The sequence below is a fragment of the Myxococcales bacterium genome (genome assembly GCA_012517325.1).
Classification (GTDB): Bacteria; Lernaellota; Lernaellaia; order Lernaellales; family Lernaellaceae; genus JAAYVF01.
Window position 1 is genome coordinate 84,890 of the sequence record JAAYVF010000073.1, and the last position, 22,185, is coordinate 107,074.

At 60.9% G+C, this 22,185-nt stretch carries 18 protein-coding genes; 8 read left to right on the forward strand and 10 right to left on the reverse strand.

Annotated features, from left to right (window positions below; all coding sequences use genetic code 11):
• Positions 1-30: 30 nt before the first annotated feature.
• Positions 31-1,956, forward strand: a complete 1,926-nt coding sequence (locus GX444_12810; GenBank protein NLH49462.1) for a beta-lactamase family protein — start codon at positions 31-33, stop codon at positions 1,954-1,956.
• A 31-nt stretch (positions 1,957-1,987) separates the two neighbouring features.
• Positions 1,988-2,470 (forward strand): SRPBCC domain-containing protein, encoded by a 483-nt coding sequence (locus GX444_12815; GenBank protein NLH49463.1) that lies wholly within the window; start codon positions 1,988-1,990, stop codon positions 2,468-2,470.
• Between the two features lie 28 nt (positions 2,471-2,498).
• On the opposite strand, the gene GX444_12820 is transcribed toward GX444_12815, so the two are convergent.
• From GX444_12820 to speB, 6 genes are all read right to left on the reverse strand, one after another.
• Positions 2,499-3,311, reverse strand: coding sequence for a formylglycine-generating enzyme family protein (locus GX444_12820; protein ID NLH49464.1), 813 nt, complete (start codon positions 3,309-3,311; stop codon positions 2,499-2,501).
• Positions 3,312-3,742: 431 nt separating this feature from the next.
• Positions 3,743-5,200 carry a formylglycine-generating enzyme family protein gene (locus tag GX444_12825; GenBank protein NLH49465.1) on the reverse strand — a complete coding sequence of 486 codons (1,458 nt, stop codon included), beginning with the start codon at positions 5,198-5,200 and terminating at the stop codon, positions 3,743-3,745.
• 149 nt (positions 5,201-5,349) lie between these two features.
• Positions 5,350-6,366, reverse strand: a complete 1,017-nt coding sequence (locus GX444_12830) for a formylglycine-generating enzyme family protein (protein ID NLH49466.1) — start codon at positions 6,364-6,366, stop codon at positions 5,350-5,352.
• Between the two features lie 160 nt (positions 6,367-6,526).
• Positions 6,527-7,294, reverse strand: a complete 768-nt coding sequence (locus GX444_12835) for a 3-oxoacid CoA-transferase (GenBank protein NLH49467.1) — start codon at positions 7,292-7,294, stop codon at positions 6,527-6,529.
• A 14-nt stretch (positions 7,295-7,308) separates the two neighbouring features.
• On the reverse strand, positions 7,309-8,286 hold the full coding sequence (locus GX444_12840) for a CoA transferase subunit A (protein ID NLH49468.1): 978 nt from the start codon (positions 8,284-8,286) through the stop codon (positions 7,309-7,311).
• A 58-nt stretch (positions 8,287-8,344) separates the two neighbouring features.
• Positions 8,345-9,226 carry an agmatinase gene (gene speB / locus GX444_12845; GenBank protein ID NLH49469.1) on the reverse strand — a complete coding sequence of 294 codons (882 nt, stop codon included), beginning with the start codon at positions 9,224-9,226 and terminating at the stop codon, positions 8,345-8,347.
• Positions 9,227-9,495: 269 nt separating this feature from the next.
• Here speB and GX444_12850 point away from each other — a divergent pair, with 269 nt between their 5' ends.
• A complete protein-coding gene (locus tag GX444_12850; GenBank protein NLH49470.1) occupies positions 9,496-11,769 on the forward strand; it encodes a hypothetical protein in 2,274 nt (757 codons plus the stop codon).
• Between the two features lie 123 nt (positions 11,770-11,892).
• Here GX444_12850 and GX444_12855 read toward each other — a convergent pair whose 3' ends face one another.
• From GX444_12855 to nikR, 3 genes are all read right to left on the reverse strand, one after another.
• The gene (locus GX444_12855) at positions 11,893-12,207 is read right to left on the reverse strand and encodes a zinc ribbon domain-containing protein (GenBank protein ID NLH49471.1); all 315 of its coding nucleotides are present in this window, start codon (positions 12,205-12,207) and stop codon (positions 11,893-11,895) included.
• Between the two features lie 27 nt (positions 12,208-12,234).
• A complete protein-coding gene (locus GX444_12860; protein ID NLH49472.1) occupies positions 12,235-14,406 on the reverse strand; it encodes a hypothetical protein in 2,172 nt (723 codons plus the stop codon).
• Positions 14,407-14,511: 105 nt separating this feature from the next.
• On the reverse strand, positions 14,512-14,949 hold the full coding sequence (gene nikR, locus GX444_12865) for a nickel-responsive transcriptional regulator NikR (protein NLH49473.1): 438 nt from the start codon (positions 14,947-14,949) through the stop codon (positions 14,512-14,514).
• Positions 14,950-15,312: 363 nt separating this feature from the next.
• On the opposite strand from nikR, the gene GX444_12870 reads away from it, so the two are divergent.
• Positions 15,313-16,272 (forward strand): RNA polymerase factor sigma-32, encoded by a 960-nt coding sequence (locus tag GX444_12870; protein NLH49474.1) that lies wholly within the window; start codon positions 15,313-15,315, stop codon positions 16,270-16,272.
• A gap of 63 nt (positions 16,273-16,335) precedes the next feature.
• On the opposite strand, the gene GX444_12875 is transcribed toward GX444_12870, so the two are convergent.
• The gene (locus GX444_12875) at positions 16,336-19,020 is read right to left on the reverse strand and encodes a hypothetical protein (protein ID NLH49475.1); all 2,685 of its coding nucleotides are present in this window, start codon (positions 19,018-19,020) and stop codon (positions 16,336-16,338) included.
• Between the two features lie 117 nt (positions 19,021-19,137).
• Here GX444_12875 and GX444_12880 point away from each other — a divergent pair, with 117 nt between their 5' ends.
• The 4 genes from GX444_12880 to GX444_12895 all read left to right on the forward strand — a co-directional run.
• Positions 19,138-19,683 (forward strand): DUF5610 domain-containing protein, encoded by a 546-nt coding sequence (locus GX444_12880; protein NLH49476.1) that lies wholly within the window; start codon positions 19,138-19,140, stop codon positions 19,681-19,683.
• Between the two features lie 250 nt (positions 19,684-19,933).
• Entirely contained in the window at positions 19,934-21,103 is a 1,170-nt protein-coding gene (locus GX444_12885; GenBank protein ID NLH49477.1) for a thioredoxin domain-containing protein, read from the forward strand.
• A 535-nt stretch (positions 21,104-21,638) separates the two neighbouring features.
• On the forward strand, positions 21,639-21,815 hold the full coding sequence (locus GX444_12890) for a hypothetical protein (GenBank protein NLH49478.1): 177 nt from the start codon (positions 21,639-21,641) through the stop codon (positions 21,813-21,815).
• A partial coding sequence (locus GX444_12895) for a hypothetical protein (GenBank protein ID NLH49479.1) occupies positions 21,812-22,185 on the forward strand: 374 nt, incomplete at its 3' end. The genes GX444_12890 and GX444_12895, both read left to right, overlap by 4 nt.

Sequence of the window (22,185 nt, forward strand, 5' to 3'; positions counted from 1 at the left end):
GGGGCTCCTCTTTTCATGCGGGGGAGACAGATGGATACCTATCGGAAGCTACTGTTATTCACGATTCTGGCTCTGTTGGGAGGGCTGCCGCTGCTCGCCTGCCAGGATGGCGACGAACTCGCCGCCGACCGGATACCGCTCGATGACGATCAAGAATCGACGCCCGATCAATCCAATCCGGACGATGACGACGACGACGACACCGCCGGCCCGGGGATCAGCGATCCGGCCATGAATGAGATGTTGCAGGCGCTGGTCGATGAATACGTCATTTTCAGCGGCGATCCGGGCATGGCGATGGGCGTGTGGCTGCCGCGCGAACTCAGCCGGACGTTCGTCGCGGGACAGGCCAATCTGGAAACCGGTCTGGACTTGGCGCCCGACATGCGATTTCGCGTCGGCAGCAACACGAAAATGTTCGTCGCCGCGGTCATTGTGCAATTGGCCGAGGAAGGCCTGTTGTCGCTGGACGATCCGATCACCGATTACCTGCCGGATACCTATTCCCAATGGGAAGACATCACCATCGAGCAGTTGTTGCGGATGGAAAGCGGGATCGCCGAATTCATCATGGATCAGATTTTCTGGGCGGTCACCCTGTTGACCCGCACGCTGCCGAAGGATCCGGAATTCATTTTATCGTTCGTGGCCGACAAGCCGCTGATTTTCGAGCCGGGTTCGCAATGTTCCTACTGCGACACCAACTATATCGTCCTGGGGATGATCCTCGAAGCGGTGACCGGCAACGACGCGGCATCCGAAATCGAAAACCGGATCATCAAGCCGCTGGGCCTCAAGAAGACCTTTCTGGACATGAAGCTATCGCACTTGAACGATCTGGCGCACGGTTACGCCGACATCCAATTGGCCGGCGCGGTCTTCGGCTTGAGCGGCGACCTGATGGCCATCACCGCGCTGATCCCGCCCTGGATGATGATGTCGGAAACGATGTTCGACGGCACCTACCTCATCAATCCCACCGCATTCTGGACGGCGGGCGCGATGATCAGTTACCCCGAGGATCTCAACCGCTTCATGAAGGCGTTCATGAACGGCGAACTGTTCGGCCCCGAAATGGTCGACCAGGTGCGGAAATTCCGCACCTGCGACGAATACGGCGAGGAGATCAACTACAGCATCGGCATCATGGCGCGCGAAACGCCCTACGGCTACGCCTACGGCCACGGCGGCAAGCATTTCGGCTACTCGACCGACACCTACTATCTGCCCGACGCGGATTTCGGTTTCAGTTTTCTACACAACTGGGTGCCCGACCAGAACGAAGGCCTGATGGATGAACTGTGGCGCACCGCCATGGGCGATTTGCCGCGGTCGCGGCAGGCTTGCCGTCCGCCGGAGGGCTTCTTTCCCGCCGACGAGAAAAACTACGTCCATTTCCGCATCAAAGGCGTCATGAACGATCCGGCCGAGGAAGAGCCGCTGCCGGCCATTGCCTATGCGCCGGTCACCGTGGATGACGCGGTCATTCCTTTTTACGGGTTGGATTCGACACTGACGCTCGAAGCGAGCCGGGACGACAAACGGCTGCGTGCCGAGATGGTCGGCCCCAACACGGAAGAGGGGTTCGAATGGCGCGAGGTCGTGCTGGAAATGGACGAGGCCACCCTGACGCAAACGACCGACGGCTACCTTGATATCGGTACGGACGAAACCGCCATGCCGTTCTACCTGACGCTGGAAAAGGTGCGGAAAAACACCGAAACGCGGTTGGCCGACAAGCGCTGCGTCATCGGCGTCCCGGATTGGGAACGCGCTTCGCGGCTGTATCTCTGCGAGCCGGAACGGCTGTCGCTCGAGGCCGGACAGATCGTTCGCCTGTTCGGGCGCGTTGCCGTCAAGCTGGATGAAAAAGCGGTGACCGCTTATCTGGAGCGGTTCGACCGGCCGTCGTGCGTTTGTGCCACCGAACTGGGCGAGTGGGAGCCCTGCGAATAAACCCGGAACCAAAGGAAAGAAGAGGGCAGGGATGAGCGCCGTCGTCTCGCCGCGGATGATCGTCAAGGAAACCGTCGTGCCGGCGCCTCGCGCGGCGGTCTGGGAAGCCTGGACGACCCGGGAGGGAATCCGGACCTTTTTGGCGCCGGAGGCCCGGGTCGAATTGCGCTTCCGGGGGCCGTTCGAGATTCATTTCGACCGCGACGCCCCGGCCGGTTCGCAAGGGTCGGAAGGGATGACGATTCTTTCCTATCTGCCGGAGGAAATGCTTTCCTTCACCTGGAACAATCCGCCGGAACTGGCCGAAATCCGGCACGAGACGACTTTTGTGGTCGTGCAATTCATGGCGGTTTCGCCCGGGGAAACGCGGGTCAAGTTGACGCACCTCGGCTGGCCGGAAGGCGCGATCTGGGACCGGTCGTTCGCCTATTTCGACCGCGCCTGGGGCGTGGTGATGGACCGGCTGCGCCGGCGGTTCATTGACGGACCGTTCGGTTGGCGGGCCAACGGCTAAACGCACTCCCTGCCGGGAGGCGCGACACTCAGGGCATCGTTCGCACGAGGCGGAAGCCCAGGTTGTAGCTGTGGGCGTTTTGCATAATGGAGAGACGGGCCGCCGAGCGGGCATACCGCGCCTCGTCAAACCAACTGCCGCCGCGCACCGTCCGGCCTGAACCACCGTCCGGCCCCGCCGGATCGGTCGCCGGTTCCAGGTCGGCGGCGTACCAATCCCAGGTCCATTCCCAGACGTTGCCGCTGATGTCGTAAATGTCCCAGGCGTTCGCGGCTTTTAAACCGATCGGCGCCGGGGCGCCGCCGGTGTTGCCGCAGTACCACCCGATCGCGTCAAGATTCGTGTCGAGCGGCGAGCAAGCCGGATTGGTGATTCCGCCGTTGTAAAAAGCCGTCGTCGAACCCGCGCGGGCCGCGTATTCCCATTCGGCTTCGGTCGGCAACCGATAGCCCTGGCAATCGTAAACCGAAGTCACGCCGTTGAGCGCCACGGTCGCGGTGGAAATGCCTTGTTGGGTGGCATTCATGCAATTCATGTAGTTCGCGCCGACGGCGGTCGTGTCGCGGCAGACGACATCGCTCAAGGCGTAACAGGGCGAGTGGCCGGCGAGTTCCGAAAGCCGGTTGGCGGCGGCGAGCGTGTCGTACCAGCTCATGGATTCGACCGGGCAATGGTCGCCGCATTCGCCGGCGGGCGCGAAGTAGCTTGGATTCCAGCCCATCAATGTCGTAAACGCCAGTTCGGTCGTTTCGTATTTGCTGATTTCGAAGTTGTGAGTCAGGGTTACGCTGTGCTGCGTCTCGTCGGCGCCGCGTCCCGGTTCGCTTTCCGGGCTGCCCATGATGAAGGTGCCGTTAGGAACAATGACGAAACCGGGCGAGGCTGTCGCATCGTCGTCGTCATCGTCATCGTCGCCTGCGTCGTCATCGCCGGCGTCGTCGTCGGTGGCGTCATCGTCGCCGGTATCGTCGTCGGTCGCATCGTCGTCGCCGGCATTGCCGCCGGAATCGTCGTCGTCATCATTGCCGCAGTCACAAGCCGCGCCGGAAAGTAAAAGACAGCAGAGCAGGGAAGCCAAAAGCAAGTGATGGGAAGTATGCATGGACCCCTCCAATACAAAATTTATCCATATTCAATAATAAATAAATTGGCAGGTCAAGTTTTTTCAGATATGCGAATAAAATTTCAATTTTCCTCTTTCCATTGGAGAAGAGGGAATAAAAAAGCCCCCGCCGCGAGGGCGGGGGCTTGGTTGATCGAGGGGGCAAGCGATCAGGGAATCGTCCGCACGAGGCGGAAGCCCAGGTTGTTGCTGTGGGAATCCGGCGCGATAGAGATGCGGGCCGCCGAGCGGGCATACCGCGCCAGATCGTACCAACTGCCGCCGCGGACCGAATGGTTCGTGCCGCTGCCGGCGCCTTCCGGATCGGTGCCGCCGGCCGGGCTGGCGGTGTAATAGTCCCAGTTCCATTCCCATACGTTGCCGCTCATGTCGTACAGATCCCAGTCGTTCGGATCTTTTTGTCCCTTGGTCATGGTCGCGGCGGCGTTGCCGCAGTACCAGCCGATCGCGTCGAGGTTGGTGTCGAGCGGCGAGCACAGCGTGTTGGTGATGCCGCCGTTGTAGAACGCGGTGGTCGATCCGGCGCGCACCGCGTATTCCCATTCGGCTTCGGTCGGCAGGCGGTAGCCGACGCAATCGTAAACCGAGGTCACGCCGTTGAGCGCCACGGTCGCCGAGGTGATGCCCCGCTTGGTCGGGTTCATGCAGTTCAGGTAGTCAGTACCGACGTTGGTGCCGTCACGGCAGACGACGTTGCTCAGCACGTAGCAGGCGTCGTGGCCCACATCGGCCGAGTATTCGTTCGCGTAGGCCAACGCGTCGTACCAGCTCATGTACTCGACCGGGCAATTGTCGCCGCAATCCGCGCCGACTTCGTTCGGGCCGAAATAGCTCGGGTTCCAACCCATCCGCGTCGCGAAATCGCCTTGGATGGTTTCGTAGGCGCTCATTTCGATATTGTTCGACAGCGTCACGCTGTGCTGGGCCTCGTTGCTGAACCGGCCCAATTCACTGTTGGGGCTGCCCATCGTGAAGCTGCCGCTCGGGACCAGAGTGAAGCCGTTGGTGAAGCAGGTTTCGCTGTTCTCGTCGCAGTATTCCCACGTCGCGTCGCACGGCGCGGTTCCGGCCTGGCAGCCGTCGGTGGGATCGCAGGTTTCCACGCCGTTGCAGTATTCGTTATCGTCGCAGGTCAACGGCGTGCCGGCCTGGCAGCCGTCGGTGGGGTCGCAGGTTTCGGTGCCGTTGCAGACATCGCTGTCGTCGCATTCCAGCGGGGTGCCCGGCTGGCAGACGCCGTCGGGGTCGCAATACTCATCGCCGTTGCAAACGTCGGTGTCCAGGCAATCGCTGTTGTCGTCGCATTCCGGCGTGGTGTCGTTGTCGTCGTTGTCATCGTTGTCGTCGTTATCGTCGTTGTCGTCATCGTCGTCATCATCGTCGTCGTCGCCGGTATCGTCGTCGCCGGTGTCGTCGTCGCCGGTGTCGTTGTCGTCGTTGTCATCGTCGTCGTCGTCCGCGGGCGAGGTGTCGTCGTCGCCGGTGTCGTTGTCGTCGTCGGCGGTCCCGCCGGAATCGTCATCGTCGTCCCCCTTGTCGCAGGCCGCGACAAAAAGGAAAAGACAAAACAGGAACAGCAATACCAACAGTTTGGATTGAGTGCTCATCTTTTTTTCCTCCAGGACATGTAAGATATTATGCATTGAATCGAAAAGCCCGAAACCCGTCAAGCTCCTTTTCCGTATTTCGTTTTTTTTTCACCACGCCGCAAACGTGGCGGGTCTTTTCTTCAAAACGAAGCCGGCGACGGTGCGGATCAATCCCGGGCGCACCGAAAACCCGTGTTTCTACTACCGGCGTCCGGTGTCGCCCAGGTTCGCGACGAAACGCGCAAATTGGTGTCCTCAAAATCCCAGGCGCCGCCGCGCAAAACGTGGACCGAGCCGGACTCGGGGCCTGGCGGATCGGTCAAGGGACCGACCGAATAATAGGTCGGCGAATACCAATCGTTCACCCACTCCATGGCGTTGCCCGCCATATCGCGCAAGCCGAACGGGCTGCGACCGTCGGCGGTTTGATACGCGCCGCCGTGATCGCTGCCGTCGAAATAGCCGATCGGCGAGGTCCAGGGATAGCTGCCGGTTTCAAAAGGATCGAGGGAATCCCGGTAATTCGCCGCCCGCTCGGTCCAATGATCGCCCCAGGGATAAATATAGTGTTCCGCATCTCCCTTGGCCGCTTTTTCCCACTCCGCTTCCGTCGGCAACCGCCCACCGTCCCACTCGCAGAAAGCCTGAGCGCCGTCCCAGGTGATCAAAACCGCCGCCCGGTTTTCGTAACCGGGATCCACCACCCACACCCCGGCCTCTTCATACAACCCCTGATAGGGGAACGCGTGCGCCGAATAAAGACAGGTGTGCCCGCCGCAATTCTCGCCGTGATCGTTGAGAAATTCCGCGTAGCGCCCGTTGGTCACTTCGAATACGTCAATGTAATAGTCGGCAAGAGTAATCAGGCGACGGGGCATTTCGTTGACTTTGCAATGGGTATCGTCCGGTTCGCAGCTCTGCCAAAACTTGCCCGCCGGGATCAGAACCCGGTCAAAGAAATGGTCGCCATTGTCATTATTGTCATTGTCGTTATTGTCGTTATTGTCGTCGTTATCATCGTTGTCATCGTTATCATCGTTATCATCGTTGTCGTCATTGTCGTCGTTATCGTCGTCGGCGGGGTTGTCCGTGGAATCGTCGTCATCGTTTTCGCCGCAGGTCGCGGTCAGTAAAAGCAGACCGAGAAGAAAAATCGAGGATGTCACCAGCGAAAGGGCATGCATTGCATCCTCCAATTCATGTCAATACCGGCCAATTAAACTCGCCCGCGACGAAACGGTCAAGCGCCATTCGCCGCGCCAGGCATACTATTTTTAGTAAATATCCAATTCGAGGGGGGGCATCGCCGGCGGCGCCGCCGGTCCGAGGGAGTTGGGAATAATTTTACCGGTACAGCCCGTCCGGGTCGACTTCCTCGCGCAGGATGCGCAATTCCTCGGCGGTCGGCGGATCGTTGCGCTCGAGGTGATCGGCGACCAGCAGCTCGAAGCCGGTATTGGCCCGAACGTCCTCGACGGTGATGCCGGGATTGAGCGACAGCAGTTTCATCCGACAGGTTTCTTTGTCGAAACCCATGATGCCCAGGTTCGTCACGACGCGGTAAGGGCCGGTGCCGGCGGGCAGGCCGGCCGCCTCGCGCGCGCCGGGGCCCTGCAAAAAGCCCGGCGTGGTGATGAAGTCGACTTTCTCGACGAAGCGTTTTTTATCCTGGCGCATGATCATGATCGTCCGCCAGATCAGCGAGCCGATGTCGTTGGCGCCGCCGGAACCGGGCAGCCGCACCTTCACCTTGTCGGGCGAGCCGATCAGCGTCGAGTTGAGGTTGCCGTAGGCGTCGATCTGCGCGCCGCCGATGAAACCGTATTCGATGAAGCCGCGCTGCGCGGTTTCCATGACTTCGCAAATGCTCGAGGCCACGAGCGCCCGGTTGAACGTGCGCATGTCGCCGACCGCGAGCGGCAGCTTTTCCAGTTCCGCTCCCAGGCCGCCGAACTCGAAAATCGGCACCAGGTTGGGCGCGCGCAGTTTTTGCGCCAGCGACGCGGCCAGCATCGGAATGCCCGTGCCGATAAAGGCCATCGAGCCGTCCTCGACCAGTCGGCTCGCCAGGCAGATCAACAATTCGCTCGGACCATAGGTAACGTCGGTCATGACGGATCCTTCCCTTACTTCCGGATGCGCAGTGCTTGCAGCTTGTCGCGGCCGATTTTATCGAGCAGCGCCTGGTGATCCCGCACGCCGTCGACCCATTCTTTCAGGTAAGCGGCGGCGCCTTCGGCGGTCTGTGTGGTCTCGATGAACATTTTGTAATGCGCCTCGTCGCGCTCGTAGCAGCCGGTCATTTCGCCCGGCCAACAACCGAACGGCGCGGGCACGACGGCGTCGACGCAGTACCACGGAATGATCGTCCGGTTGGGTTCGGCGCGGAATACCTCCGAGTCGACGATCTCCTCGGCGGAGATGACGAGCTTTTTCGAGGCGCGGGCCATTTCCGCGGCAAAGCCCGAGATACCGTCGATCTGGCAGTTGCCGAACTTGTCGGCGCGATTGACGTGAATGAAACCGACGTCCAGCACCAGCGCCGGCAACAGCGCCACCGGCCGCCGGGTGAACGGATCGTCGATTACTTTCGCGGCGCTGTATTTCAGGGTGTCGGTGCCGAGCATGGAATAGGTCGGAAGAAACGGCACGCCCATGGCCGCCGCCTTGAACCGCCAGGTGATGGCGCCGTTCGACCACTCGATGACCTCGGTCACCTGGCCCGATTCGACGGCGCGCCGCAAGAGCGGGCTGACGCCGTATACTTCCTGGCCGATGTAGGTGCAGTCGATGCGCTTGACGATGCCCGCCGCGAGCAACAGGTCGGCCTCGTGCACTCCCTGCCCGGCGAGGTCGAAATTCTTCTTGCCGCTGCGGATCAGGGCGCGGGTCAGCGACATCGGGCAGCGGACCGTCCCATACAACTCGATGCCGATGTACTGGCCGTCGCGCACGAAACGGGCGATGGCTTCGTCTTCGGTCATCCGCTTGTCGACCAGAGCCTTGCTGCGATGGCGATTGTGTTCCCGCAGCGCTTCCAGGTCGGGGGGGTTGATCAGGGTACGGACGCCTTCACGGGGAAAAACGTAGGGGGTTTCTTTCATGAACCACGGGCCTCACAGCGTGTTTGGGGTTTCCAGGTTAACGAGTTGAACCGGTTCGTCAAGGCTGCAAAGTTCCCTCGCCGAGCCGCCGGCCGATGGCGCGATAGATCAGCCGCGCCGCCAGAAAATCGGGCGCGTGCAGGCCGGCGAGCGGCGCCAGTTCCACCACGTCCAGGCCGATCACCCGGCGGTGCGCGAACAACCAGGCCAACATTCGGTCCACTTCGTGCCAGGAAAGGCCGCCGGGTTCGGGAGTGCCGGTCGCGGGCATTTCCGCCAGATCGAAGACGTCCAGGTCGATGGTCAGATAAACGGGATCGCCGAGCTTGGCCTCCAGAAACGGCAACGGATCGCGGCCGCCGCGGATTTCCCAGGCGTGCAGCACCTTGACCGGCAGCGTGGAATAAGCCGCCGCCTGCTCCTTGTCGTAGGAGCGGATGCCGATCTGGGTCACTGGCGCGCGTTCGACCATCCGCCGGGCGGCGCAGGCGTGCGAGTAGGGGTCGTCCTCGTATTGCTCGCGCAGGTCGGCGTGGGCGTCGAACTGCAGCACGTGCAAATCGGGATGGCGCGCGATCGCCGCCGCGAACGGCGCCAGGGCGACGGTATGCTCGCCGCCCAGGACGATCGGAAAGCGGCCTTCGTCGAGGTGCCGCGCGACGATCGCGGCATAGCGCTCGATCATTTTGGCGGGCGATAGGCGGCTGACCGTTTTCGGATTGCCGAGCGGTTCGCTGAAGATGCCCGCGCGGTACGGTTCCAGCCCCAGGAATTCGTCGTAAAACTCCACCTGGTGGCTGGCCCGCAAAATTGCTTCCGGCCCCAACCCAGTGCCGGCGCCGAACGAAACAGTTCGTTCGTAAGGAATCGGAATGATCGCCGCGCGCGCTTGCTCGCGATGGAAAAACGGCTCGGGAATGTCGTAATAGTTCGGCTTCATCCATCGGGCTCCAGTGTTTCGCGGTCATCAATGTAGTGAAAAACCGGCGCTTCGTCGAGCCGCATGGCTCTCAGTTTTCTGAGGGGGATGGAGCCCGAGTCTCAGTTTTTTTAATGGCCGGTTTTTTCTGAAAATAAAAAACAATAATCATATTGAATGGTTGTCATTAAGCCGGTATCTGGCATGTTATTTGCCACCAGTTTATTTAGAGGACTGGAGAAAGCGGTAGGTGCGCCTACCTCATGATTTTTTTCGTGAAGGAGTTTTCCATGAAAGCCAGACGATGGTCGGGATTGGCTTTGGGTTTGGTCATGCTGAGCTTTTTACTGCTGGCGCCGGCCTGCGATCAGGGCGGCGGCGACAATGAGGATCAATACTCCCAATCCAAGGGCCTCTACCGTTGCCAAAACTGCGAAGAGGTTTTGGATTGGCTGCATGAAATGGCGATCGCCCGGATGGAGCGGATCGTCGACGAATCCAACGGTCAGGGCTACTACGATGACGACGATTGGGGCGACGACGATACCGCCGCCGCCAACGACGACGATACCGGCGGCTGGTTCGACGACGACGCCGCGGACGACGACATGGCCGCCGATGACGACGATTCCGGCGATGACGAAGCCGCCGACGACGATCAAAGCGGCGACGCCGGCGACGACGACGATTACACCGACACCAACACCCAGGAAGAAGGGGTCGACGAACCCGATCTGGTGAAGACCGACGGCAACTATATGTATCTCGCGACCGGCGGCTACCTGATCGTCTTCGACGCCTCGCCGGGCAGCGAAACCCACGAAATCGGCCGGGTCGACATCGAAGGTTACGTGACCGAAATGTTCCTTTCCGGCGACAAGGCCCTCGTCTTCTCCCGGATTTATTCCGATCAATTGCGTTCCGGCGTGTGGCCCGAGGTCGCCCGCGATGAATTGTACTGGCTGATTTCCAAGCTGACGGTGGTCGATCTGACCAATCGGGCGGAACCGGCGGTGATCCGCGAGGTTTTCGTGGAAGGCGAGGTCGCCAGCAGCCGAATGATCGACGGCGCGGCCCGCATCGTGTTCAGCGTCGACAAACCGGGGCCGGAACTCGAGTACTACATCGATTGGTACCAATACGAAAATGACGAGGAACGGCAGGCCGCCCTGGAAGACCTCAAGGCGCAAAACCGGGCGATCATCGAATCCACCGGGCTCGAGGCCTGGTTGCCGCGCTACTTCAATATTCTGCACAACGATTCCGGCGAAGAAGCGTCCGCGGGCCAGTTGGCCGATTGCGAGGATCATTACCGGCCCGAAAAGCCCATGGGCACCGCGATTCTCTCGGTGATGACGATCTTGATGGACGATCCGACCGCGCGGCAGGTCGATATTTCGGTCATCGCCGACGGGTACATCGTCTACGCCAGCCAAGGCAATCTCTACGTGGCCGGCACGGTCGACGCGGCCTGGGAGTGGGAAAGCGAGTCGGGCGAATTCGACGACACCAGCCCGATTCACCGCTTCGACATCGCCTCGCGGCCGGACGAGGCCGTTTACGTCGGTACCGCCTATGTGCCCGGCTGGATGGTCAACCAATTCAGCATGAGCGAATGGGAAGGGCACCTGCGCGTCGCCGTGACCTACGGCGGCTGGCGCACCTCGACGCCGCAGCGCAACGGCATCTTCGTCTACGAATTGAACGACGAAGGGCTGGCGGAGGTCGGTTCGCTGGAGGATCTGGCCCTCGAGGAGCAGATCTACGCGGCGCGGATGATCGGCCCGCACGGCTATCTCGTCACCTTCCTGCAGACCGACCCGCTGTTCACGGTAGACCTCTCCAATCCCGAACATCCGACGATGGCCGGCGAACTGCAGGTGCCGGGCTTCAGTACCTACTTGCAGCCGATGGACGACAATCACCTGCTGGCCATCGGGCAGGGCGGCGACGATTGGGGCGCCGACGGCACCCTCGTGGTCTCGCTGTTCGACGTGTCCGATTTCGCCGCGCCGCAATTGGCCTGGCAGTACAACTTCGGCTGGGCTTACTCGGAAGCGGCCTACGACCACCATGCCTTCCTGTACGATGGCAGCCGCAACCTGCTGGCCATTCCGCTGGTGCGGTACGGCTACGGCGACGACGACGACACCTGGATCGACGACGATACCTGGTCCGACGACGACACCGTGGTTCCGGACAAGGCGGACGACGACACCGTCGATGACGACGACACGGGCGGCGGCGGCGAGGAAGGTAATTTCGCCGGCGTGGTGGTGCTCAACGTATCGCTGGCGAGCGGTTTCTCGGAACTGGCCGAGATCGATCACAGCGGCATCCAGCCCGCGGCGGGCAGCGACCCGTATTACGACCTGCCGCAGCCGCGCCGCACGGTGCGGATCGGCGATTACCTGTACACGATCAGCGATGTCGGTCTGGTCGTGACCGAAATCGGCACCTGGGAAAACGATCAGGAAATCAGCCTGCCCTGGGAGCAGGAAGACTATTGGGACGGCGGTTACGAGGATGACGACGTTTCCGAGCCGCCCGCGGATGGCGATTGATGAATCGGCGATAGGCAAGTCAGAGGGATAAGCGGAGCATTGCAGTGAGGAAAACCCCGGCGCCCGTGGGCGTCGGGGTTTTTCCGTTAACGGTTTGGCCGAGTTGATGAAAACGACGAGCGTTTAATCGGTGATCGTCTTCTTGAGGTTCGGCAGGGTTTCCGGCTTGTCGCGGTAGACGTATTTGCTGTCGTTGCCGCGCGCCGTGACGTTTTCGTAAACGCCGCTTTCGCGCTTCACCAGCTTGGTGAACCCCAGATCGCGCAGCTCGGTGTTGGTTTTGGGGGTGTTGACGTTCGCGCGCGAAATGAGTTTGCGCACCGGCGCCCCGCAAGCGGGGCACCGGTGCAGCGGTTCGTCTTTCATCGATTGCTTGATCGCGAATACTGCGCCCAGCTCGCAAGCCGTTTCTTCATGCTCGTATTCGTAGATCGGCACGTTTTTTCTCCCGCCGATGCCGCGCCGCTAGCAGCCGCAGCCGCCGTCGTTGTCGTCGTCGTCGTCGTCCGAATCGGCCGGCGCCGCGTCGTCGTCGTCACTGCCGTTGTCGTCGTCGCCGCTGTCGTCGTCGCCGCCCGAGTCGTTGTCGTCGTCGGTATCGTCCGGGCAGATCGGATCCTCGGAATCCGTCAGGCCGTCGCAGTTGTTGTCCTTGCCGTCGTCGCAGATTTCCAGCGCGCCCGGGTAAACCGCCGGATCGTCGTTCTGGCAATCCGGCTCGCCGGTGCAGGCGCCGCCGATGCCGTAGCCGTCGCCGTCGGTGTCGAGGCACTGGTCGGCGAAGAACCAATCCCACACGCGTTGCAGGAATTCGGCGGCCACGTCGCTCTTCATCGCTTCAAGCGGGAAGGCGTTGAGCACGACCTGGTAAGTCGCCTCGACGCCGTCCGCCGGGTATTTCAAGCCGATCGGCCGGTCTTTCGGATCGCTCCAGATCGCCGTCGCGCCTTCCATCGTCCGGATGGTGTCGGAGTAATTCGTAAACGGATAGGTCAGTTGGCAACCCAGGTTGTCGGTCAGCGGTTCGCCGGTGATGCCCTTGGCCGAGGGGGTCATCATGTCGTTGTTGTAGTTGGCGACCTTGAGGTATTGCCGCACGAACGAGGTGCGGGTGTCGTAGATGTTCTGCAGCAGATCCTGGCCGGCGATGAACAGCTTGCCGCCGCCGTCGAGGTAGGCCTTCATCGCCGTTTCCTCGTCATCGGCGAACGAGCCCAGCGAGGGGCCGGTGAACCAGAGAACGGCCGGCGCCTTGGCGAGCAGCTTGTTTGGGTAATCGCCCTGCGTGGAGACCTGCCAGACGTCGTAATCGATGCCCAGTTGATCCAGGACGCCGGTGTAGAAGGCGTCGCCCTCGTATTCGCCGTCGTCGGCGATGATCAGCAGGTCGGCCGGATATTTGATCTGGCCGTTCACCGTGTACTCGGCGCCGGTCATGCCGTCGGCGGTGGCTTCGATCAGAATCGTCGCCGGGCCGTATTCGAGCAGCGCCGCCGGCACCGTGCAGTGGAAGACGCCGTCGCCCGCGCCGACGTCGCCGTGCGCGCCGTCGTCGTACAGCAGGATGGTCTGGCCGTTGTAAGTGGCCGTGACATCGACGCCCGCCACGCCGCGCCCGCAATCGTTGGTGACGCGGGCCGTGACCGGCATGTCGGTAAGCTGGTACTGTACGAATTCGGCGCCGGGCGTCACCGGCCGCGCGATCAGCGCTTGTTTGGTGCAGGCCGGCGGCACGGGCAGCAGCATTTCGCGGCCCATGTTCGATTCGCCCCAGGCGATGCGGAAATAGCCGCTTTCGCCCCAGCCGTAGCCCCACGAGTTTTTGCAGATCCAGTATTTGCTGTCGATGTCGTAGCCGACCATCACCACGCCGTGGCCGCCCATGTACATGCCCGAGTCGTGCCAGATGCCGTAGGTGTAATTGAAGAAGTCCTCGTAAACGTCGAAACCCACCGTCAACGGGCCTTCCTGCAAGGCCAGGATGATCTGTTCGTATTCTTCCTGCGTGTCGGCGACGTCGTTGAGCACGACCTGGAATTCCTCCAGGTTGAGCGTGCGCGTCGGCCAATCGCCGCAACGTTGGCCGCAAGCGTCGTCCCAGGCGTCGTATTCGAAGCAGTTTTCATCGGGAATGCCCACGTCGCGCGCCGTGATCAACACGTCGGTCATGAAGCCGCCATCGCAACCCAGGATGCTGTAGCAGCTCACGATGAACTGCTCGGAAAGGTCGAGTTGCGGATTGGTCAGGCCCAGGCGGATCGCCCAGTTGGCCTCGACGGCGCCGACGCCGGAGAAGGCGTAGCAACTGCCGCAATCGGCCTGGTCGCGCACGGGCGTCACGTATCCACCGTTGATTTCGCTCCAATCGAGGTGCCGCGGGACGTCGGCGATTTTTTTATCGGAGTGGAATTTCGGATATTGATCCAGATTGGGGCTCGGCCGCCAGCCGAGGTGCGCCATTTTCTGTTCGTAGGTCAGGTCGCTCAGCGTGGTCTTGCCGGCCAGCCAGCCCGTGCCCTGATTTTTCAGCAAATCCCGCGCCTGACCGGGCGCCGACGGATCGGCCATCGCGAACGAGGCCAGCAGCAGACCGGACAAAGCCAGAATCACCAGAGCCAACGTAATACGGCGATGCATGGATACCTCCCTCGGGTCGCTCAAGGGTTCTATCTATAGATGTTTTCGCGGATTTTTCAAGTCTGGACCGGGAGTCGAGAGCCGGTCGCGACTGGCGGGCGGCGGTCAGCGGGCGGCCGGCGTTTGGGCCGTTTCAGTGGCGGCGAAAACCAGTTTGCCGTTGAGCACGCCGCGCGAACTGATCAGGCGATCGCCAAGCCGGCGCACCTCGTCGGCCTTGCCGCGCAGCACGACGATTTCCAGGCAGCGGTGATGATCCAAATGAATGTGCGTGGTGGAAACGATCTGGGCGAAATGATCGTGTTGAATTTCGGTTAAGCGATCCGACAGGCCGCGGGTATGGTGATCGTAGACGATCGTCACCGCGCCGATGACCTCGGGGTTGCCGCTGGACCATTCCTCGCGCAGCAACGCCTCCCGCATCAGGTCGGCGATGGCTTTCGAACGCGTTTCGTAACCTTTTCCCTCGAGGTAACCGTCGAATTCGGCCAACAGGTCGGGCGGCAGCGAAACTCCGATTCGGGAAACCAATTCCTTGGACATCGTCTGGCACTCCGTGATCGATTGCCTTGACCTTAGTACAGGTTTTATCGCCTTGTCAAAATGCGTTGAACCGCCTGGAATCACAAATGAAAGTCGAAAAGCTGCCGCGATGAGGGGGGCATGTTATTAAAAACGGATATAAAACAAATAGTTAGAAATCGCAGCCGCTACTCTTGGTAAAAACGACATTGCCCTCGACAAGCTTTGGGGAATTGTGCTAGAAATGATTCTATTGGGGGGTAAGAGCATATTATAAATTTTCTTGATGATACCAAAAATCATTTGGAACTAACCACACGATGGGTTGTGGTGTCTGGATAGAAGATAGGTAAACCTTGAAAAATTAGAAAGCGAGATTTTCCGATGGTCGGTTCAAACGCCCCTATCGATCCGGAAGTCGTCGATCGCGCGGAAGAGGAAGCCGGCGAGGAACAACTGTCTTCCGGTGAGGAAATCAAGGAAAAGAATCTGGTTTATGTCGGCGCGTTGCAACGCTATCTGGCGGAGCTGCGCCATCACCCGCTGCTGACGCGCGACGAGGAGATGAAATACGCGGTCGCGTTGTTCGAAAAGGACGACAAGGAGGCGGCCTATCGCCTGATCACCGGCAATCTGCGCCTGGTCGTCAAGATCGCCATGGAATACCAGCGGGCGTTCATTCAGGTCATGGACCTGATCCAGGAAGGCAACATCGGCCTGATGCAGGCCGTGAAAAAGTTCAATCCCTATCGCGGCGTCAAGCTGTCGAGCTACGCGGCCTGGTGGATCAAGGCGTACATCCTGCGCTACATCCTCAACAACTGGCGGATGGTCAAGATCGGCACCACGCAGGCGCAGCGCAAATTGTTCTTCAACCTCCAGAAAGAGCGCGAACGCCTCGAGTCGCAGGGCTTCACCGCGACGCCGCAACTCATCGGCGAACGCCTCGACGTCCCGGCCGACACCGTCGTCGAAATGGAGCAGCGCCTCGGCCGCCCGGATTTGTCGATCGACGCGCCCGCCGGCGAGGACGGCAAGGGCACGGTGGGCGATCTCATCTCCGGTCCCGGCCATCGGCAAGACGAGATTCTGGCCGACCATCAAGAGATCCAGCGCTTCCGCGAATCGCTGGCCGAATTCGAGATCAACCTCGGCGACAAGGAAGCCTTCATTCTGCACCACCGGCTGCTGGCCGACGAACCGTTGACCCTGCAGGAAATCGGCGACCACCTGGGTGTCACCCGCGAACGCGTGCGCCAACTCGAATCGCGCCTCCTGCAAAAAATGCGCGTCTTCTTAGCCGAACGCGGCCTCGGCCCCGGGCCGATGCCGGCGGAAGGGTGACGGTTAGACGGCATTGCATAGCCTTTTCATTAGCCAAAAAGAAAAATAGTTGGTCGATAAACCTTACTTCTTTGGCAGGTAAACGCTCGTGCGGTCGATGATTTCGCGCAGTTGGACGAAATCGGCGACCTGGTAGGAGTGGTTCGCCGCCTTGGTCTTGTCGGCGATGATCATCTCGCCGCGCAGGACGCCCAGGTCGGCGAAGTGGTGCATGGCGTTTTCGATGGTGATCTTGTGCACCGCCTCGGGGTGCGCCAGTTCGCCCAGGCTGACCAGCCGTTCGCCTTTTTTCAGCGTCAGCTTGATCAGATCCTTTTCGAAGGTCCTTTCGGCCTTGCGACCGGCCAGCGTCCGCGCCGCGAGGTGGTAGCTCTCGACGTAGCCCGTCGCCACGGCGGCGAAGGTTTCGGCGGCGAATTGGCCGGTCGCGGACAGGGCCAGGCCCTCGGGCCGTTTGTCGATCCAGCCCTGCGACTCGCCGAACGCCAGCGCCTTCTCCATTTCCTCGCGGTCGGCCTCGACGCTGCGCGCCGGGTCGCCGCCGAAGATGAATTCGCGCTTCAGCAGCCCGACGAGAAACCGGAAGTGGTCGAAGATTTTCTTGGCCGGTTGCGGCCCGGGCAGGCCGAGCATCGCCAGCGACAGCAGGCTGACGGCCTGGTGGTGCGGTATCACCGTGTTGGCGTAGATCGTCAGCGGCAACCGCTTGCTTTCCTCGAGCAGGTAATACGGCGGCTCGTCCTCCTCGCCGGTTTCGAATGTCAGCACCTTCTCGGCCACCATCGTCGCCAGGATGATCTCGACGCTGACCGGGCTTTCGGGCATGACCGTGTGCGTATAGCGCAGATAGTCGCGCAGCAGCGCGTAGCGCCGGGCCACCGTTTCGGCGGGCACGCCGCGGCGCACGCCGGCCAGCAGGGCTTCGGCGACGATCGCGTAGGAGGTCACCGGCTGGAGTTCGTTGATGTCGTGCACGACGCGGTAGGCGATGCGCTTGGCCAGGTCGCGCCGCGCCTCGTCGTCGGCCGGCGACGCGGCCGCGCGGTTCCAGACCAGGTCGTTGAGCAGAATCGGCGCGGCGAAGTCGATCCAGACACGGCCGCGCGACTTGGTCAGCATCCGGCGGTTGCGCAGCATCGTGCGCAGGTTCTCGCCCTCGTTGGGCTTGCCGGCCGCCTCGTTGGTGTAGAAGCGTTCCTCGAAAATCCGCTCATAGCCGATCGAAACCGGCACGAAGGCGATTTCCGAACGGTTGGCCATCGCCGACGCCTCGAGCAGGTATTGTAAAAAACCGGTCTTGGGAACCAGCAGCTTGCCGACGCGACTGCGGCTGCCCTCGACGTAGAACGTCAGGCTCAGGCCCTCGCGCAGCACCGTTTCCAGGTAGCGCACCAGGCACAGGGTGTAGATCCGCTTGCCGCGGAATGCCCGCCGGATGAAAAACGCGCCCGCGCCGCGAAAAACCGGGCCGAGCGGCCAGAAATTCAGGTTGATCCCGCTGACCGTCAGCGGCATCGGCAGATGGTGTTGGTCCAGCACATAGCCGAGAATCAGGTAGTCGATGTGGCTCTTGTGCGACGGCACGAACACCACCGGCGACTTGCGCATCACCTTGCGCACCTGCTCCAGGCTGTCGGTATTGACCTCCACGCTTTCGTAAACGCGCGGCAGCAGGCGGTCGAGCGTAAACCGCAGCAGGCCCGCCGCCCACGGCCGCTGATCGGCCGCCATCTCTTCCAGGTAGCGCCGCGCCCGCCGGCGGGTTTCGATGAACGGCTGATCGTTCTTTTTGCAGTAATCCATGATCGCCGCCAGGAACCGGCGGTCGTGCAGCACCATTTCGACGATTTCCGTGCGGCTTTTGCGCGCCGGTCCGAGCACCGTCCGGCGCTCCTCCTCGAGCCGTTCCAGCAGCGCCCGGCGGATGTGGTAGGCCGTTTCCGGCTCGGGATCGAGCATTTCGGGAACGCGCATCCGCACCGCTTCCTCCAGGTCTTCCAGTTCTTGCGGTTGGGCGACCTTGATGTACACGCTTGAACGGTTGCGGAGGTATTGCCAGAGGCGGCGCAGGCGGCCCGGGTTGTCCGGCGGCCCGGCGATCAGGTCGATGACCGTCCGCGTTTCACGCTGGGGGCGGCGGCCGTAGCTGATGAACAGCGGCACGAGCAGAATCGGGGTGTCGGTTTCGCGCTGGATGCGCAGCAGGGCCTGCAGCGGATCGAACGGCGACTTGCCGCGCAGAAAGCGGCGGGGCAGGCCGGAAAAATGGTGCAGGGGCAGCAGCATCGGCATGCGCTTTTCGACCAGATCCTCGACGTAGCCGTTGGCGTACGGGTTGGGATAGCCCTTCTTTTCCCACAGGCTGACGAGGATGCCGACTGTCCGGCGGATGAAAGTCGTCCAGGGTTGCCACCAATAGACCGGCAGATAATGGCAGAATTGCGGAAACGGCAGGTTTTCACGCCGTAATTTGTAGGAAAGCAGCAGGTATTCCAGCCGGCTGCGGCCGCGGATCACATAGCAGACGGCGCCTTTTTCGGCGGCGCGACGGATTTCCTCGCGGTCGGCGTCGTTGATCGTGGCCGGGCCGAACAGAAAGCGGAAAAAAAGATTGAGCAGCAGGCCGAAACGGCCGTGAAAAACGGTGCTGTAATGGTCGAACGACCCGTGCAGAAAACGCCGCAAATGCGCGGGTTCATCGCGTTTTTTGTCTTTTTTCACGGCGCGGGCCGCCATTTTGGAAATCATGGGAAAAAGTGTATTCCTTTGTCGCCGCCCAAGCAAATCGACACGGGGGCCTTATATTGGGGTTAAGTATTCGGTTTGGGTTACCGATGAATCGTATATGGAACGTAGGGGGTAAGTATGGCTGTGAACGCGATCAATAGTGCGGTTCAGATCGAGACCTTGCTTCCCAAATCAACCAAAAAAACCACGGATACGACCAAATCCACTTCCATCCCGCTCAATGACGTGGTCGCCAAGCGGGATACGACCTTCGCCTTCAAGGTTTACACCCAGGAAACGCTGTCGAAGGTGGCCGCGGTGGCCAAGCAGGCGGCCGACATGCTCGGCGTCGACCTCAACACCGTCGATGCCTCGCCGGAGGCGACCGCCGACCGGATCACCAGCTTCGTGTTCGGCATGTATTCCACCTATCGCAAGCAGCACAGCGAACTGACCGACGAGGAAGCGCTCGACAAGTACGAAAAGGTCATCGGCCGGGCCATCGACAAGGGCTACAACGAGGCCCTGAAGATCCTCGACGGCCTGGGTGTGAACGACGAAACGACCATGGCGGGCATTCACAAGACCCACGAATTGATTTTCCAGAAGCTCGATTCGTTTTTCAGCGAGCAGCGTTCGCTGCTGGCGCAGGCAACCGAATCGCTGGAAGCCGCCGAGGCGTAACCGGCCGGCGAACGAAAAAACCACCAACGGGCGAAAGGGCGCGCTCCGGCGCGCTCTTTGCTTTTAACCTCGTTTCCCCGGCGATGGTCCGTCTTTCGGCCGCGCTCCGGCGAGACGAAAAAACAAAGTTGCCGGACAACGGCAAAACTCTTATTAATAGAGGCCGCCCCGCCGCGATCCCGCATCGCCCGGCGGCGAAGATGAGGAAGAAAATGGTCCGCCAACAAATGAAAAAGGCGCTCATCCTGCCATGACCGAAAAAAAATACACCGGCCGATTTATCGTCATTTTCTTCTGTCTGGTAATCGGCCTGGCGGCCAGCATTTATTCCCTGGACCTGTTTCTCCTCGTTCAGAAGCACGGCCCCAATGTCGACAGCTTTTGCGCCATCAGCGAAACGATCAATTGCGTCACGGTCGAAACGAGCGAATACGCCGTGATCCTGGGCGTGCCGATCGCCCTGTACGGCCTCGAGTACTACGCCGTCGCGCTGGCGGTGTTGCTGCTTTCCTTCACCGGCGTCTGGTCGTTGCGCCAATGGCAGTCCTATCTTTTCTGGCTGGCCGCGATCTCGGTTCCGGTGATCACCGTTCTGGCCTATCTGGCCTTTGCCGTCATCGGTTCGATCTGCATCGTCTGTTGTTCGGTTTACCTGGTTAATCTGACGATGCTGATCTGCCTGCTGCTGGCCAACCGCGGCCACCGGCGCGAACTGGCGGCGGCGGGACCGCGGGAATTTTTCGGCGTCGTCCGCGCCCATCGCGGCTGGCAGGCCGGAGCGGCCGTCTTCGCCGTGGTCGCCTTGTCGCAGTTTTTCTGGGTTTCGCCGCTGCTGGGCATCGAAGCGGGCGGCGGTCGTTTCGCTTTTCAGGGATTGCCCGCCCAGGGCCTGACGTTGGGCAACCCGAACGCGCCCATTCAAATCGAGGAGTATACCGATTTCCAATGTCCGTTCTGCGGCAAGGCGCACAACGTCATGCTGCAACTGGTTGGCAGATATCCCGATAAAATCCGCCTGACGCACCGCGATTACCCGCTCGACCTGGAATGCAATCCGAATATCAACCGGCCCTTCCATCCCGACGCCTGCCGGGCGGCCCTGTACGCCCGCTGCGCCGCGAAAGGAAATCGTTTCTGGCAGCTCGATGAAGCGATGTTTCGCAACAACAAGTACCTGCAAAAGGAAAACATCGCCGCGTACGCGAGCGAAGCGGGGTTGAAAATGAAGGCGCTCGACGAGTGCGTGGCCGACCCGAAAACGCGCGCGGAAATTCTGGGGGACATCAACGAAGGCCACGACCGCGGCGTGACCGCCACGCCCACTTTCTTCGTCAACGGCGAAATGATCGTCGGTTTCCGCCCCATCGAATTCTGGGAGGCGAAAATTCAAGAACTGCTCGCCAGGCCCGCCGGACGCTGAATTCAAAAATCAGCTTGCCGCCGTCTTTCCGTGTGCCGGCCGGGGTCCACGTGAGATTGTACCCTCACCCCCGACCCCTCGCCGATGCAAGGACGAGGGGTGAAATTGCTTTCCCTTCTCCCCTCGTGGGAGAAGGGCAGGGATGAGGGGGAAACGCCGCCCAACCCGTCATGCCGAACTCGTTTCGGCATCTCAAAGCCCGACCCTGAAAAAAAACCTCGCCGTCTTACCGTGCGCCAGCCGGAATCCACATCGGCAGCGCCAGCGACTTGACTGGTGTAAGAGCGGCTTAGCAGCCGCGATCTCACCTCTTCGCCGAACCCTCCGCCGGATTTGCCGGAACTGATAATTTTCGTTTATTTTTCCATGGCTTATAATCCATTCCCAAATCACCGGCCAGATTCAATTCATATGCATTAAAAAAATAATTCATTTTCCCCTTGTTTTTTTTTTTTTCAAAGATGTATCTTCCTATTCGCCTTCCGGATTTACAACGTATCTGGATGCACGAAGCGAAGGCGCTTGGAGAGCGCTCATGCCCAATTGGTACGTCGATCCAGACCAGTCCGACGATTCCGGCACCGGCGAAAGCTGGGCCACCGCTAAAAAACATCTCAACGCGATGATCCAGGCCCTGACCTATCCGCTGGCCGGCGAAAACATCATCCATTTAAAGGTCGGCGCGACCAACCCCTACGAGCGTTCCAGGTGACGGGCTACAGCCGGGCGCGGTTCATCTATTGCCGGGCCGACAACGCCGAGGTGGGCTTCCTGGCTAACAAACACGCATCGGCGGTGTTGCAGAACTGCTGCGCGGACACCTGCGATCACGGGGCGGCGGCGGTGGAGAAGGCGACAATGGAGGTCGAGGGCAACAATTTTTTTCTCGAAAGCAAGGTTGCCGGCTTGACGGCCTACCTCGATTCCGTTGTGACGGTGAACCCGTGGGATGAGCATCCGAGCGATTACTGCACGCTGGAGATCCGGACGGGCGCGACGGCGCTACGGCGCAACTACGCGGCGATTTTGGTGAAGCTGCGCTCGACGGTGGCGGTTTCGGGCACGGGCGACGAGGCGCTGCA

Excerpts from the sequence above, each read along its gene's own strand:
- GX444_12810 (NLH49462.1), top strand. The coding sequence starts at position 31 with ATGGATACCTATCGGAAGCTACTGTTATTCACGATTCTGGCTCTGTTG.
- GX444_12815 (NLH49463.1), top strand. The coding sequence starts at position 1,988 with ATGAGCGCCGTCGTCTCGCCGCGGATGATCGTCAAGGAAACCGTCGTG.
- GX444_12820 (NLH49464.1), bottom strand. The coding sequence starts at position 3,311 with ATGGGCAGCCCGGAAAGCGAACCGGGACGCGGCGCCGACGAGACGCAG.
- GX444_12825 (NLH49465.1), bottom strand. The coding sequence starts at position 5,200 with ATGAGCACTCAATCCAAACTGTTGGTATTGCTGTTCCTGTTTTGTCTT.
- GX444_12830 (NLH49466.1), bottom strand. The coding sequence starts at position 6,366 with ATGCATGCCCTTTCGCTGGTGACATCCTCGATTTTTCTTCTCGGTCTG.
- GX444_12835 (NLH49467.1), bottom strand. The coding sequence starts at position 7,294 with ATGACCGACGTTACCTATGGTCCGAGCGAATTGTTGATCTGCCTGGCG.
- GX444_12840 (NLH49468.1), bottom strand. The coding sequence starts at position 8,286 with ATGAAAGAAACCCCCTACGTTTTTCCCCGTGAAGGCGTCCGTACCCTG.
- speB (NLH49469.1), bottom strand. The coding sequence starts at position 9,226 with ATGAAGCCGAACTATTACGACATTCCCGAGCCGTTTTTCCATCGCGAG.
- GX444_12850 (NLH49470.1), top strand. The coding sequence starts at position 9,496 with ATGAAAGCCAGACGATGGTCGGGATTGGCTTTGGGTTTGGTCATGCTG.
- GX444_12860 (NLH49472.1), bottom strand. The coding sequence starts at position 14,406 with ATGCATCGCCGTATTACGTTGGCTCTGGTGATTCTGGCTTTGTCCGGT.
- nikR (NLH49473.1), bottom strand. The coding sequence starts at position 14,949 with ATGTCCAAGGAATTGGTTTCCCGAATCGGAGTTTCGCTGCCGCCCGAC.
- GX444_12870 (NLH49474.1), top strand. The coding sequence starts at position 15,313 with ATGGTCGGTTCAAACGCCCCTATCGATCCGGAAGTCGTCGATCGCGCG.
- GX444_12875 (NLH49475.1), bottom strand. The coding sequence starts at position 19,020 with ATGATTTCCAAAATGGCGGCCCGCGCCGTGAAAAAAGACAAAAAACGC.
- GX444_12880 (NLH49476.1), top strand. The coding sequence starts at position 19,138 with ATGGCTGTGAACGCGATCAATAGTGCGGTTCAGATCGAGACCTTGCTT.
- GX444_12885 (NLH49477.1), top strand. The coding sequence starts at position 19,934 with ATGACCGAAAAAAAATACACCGGCCGATTTATCGTCATTTTCTTCTGT.
- GX444_12890 (NLH49478.1), top strand. The coding sequence starts at position 21,639 with ATGCCCAATTGGTACGTCGATCCAGACCAGTCCGACGATTCCGGCACC.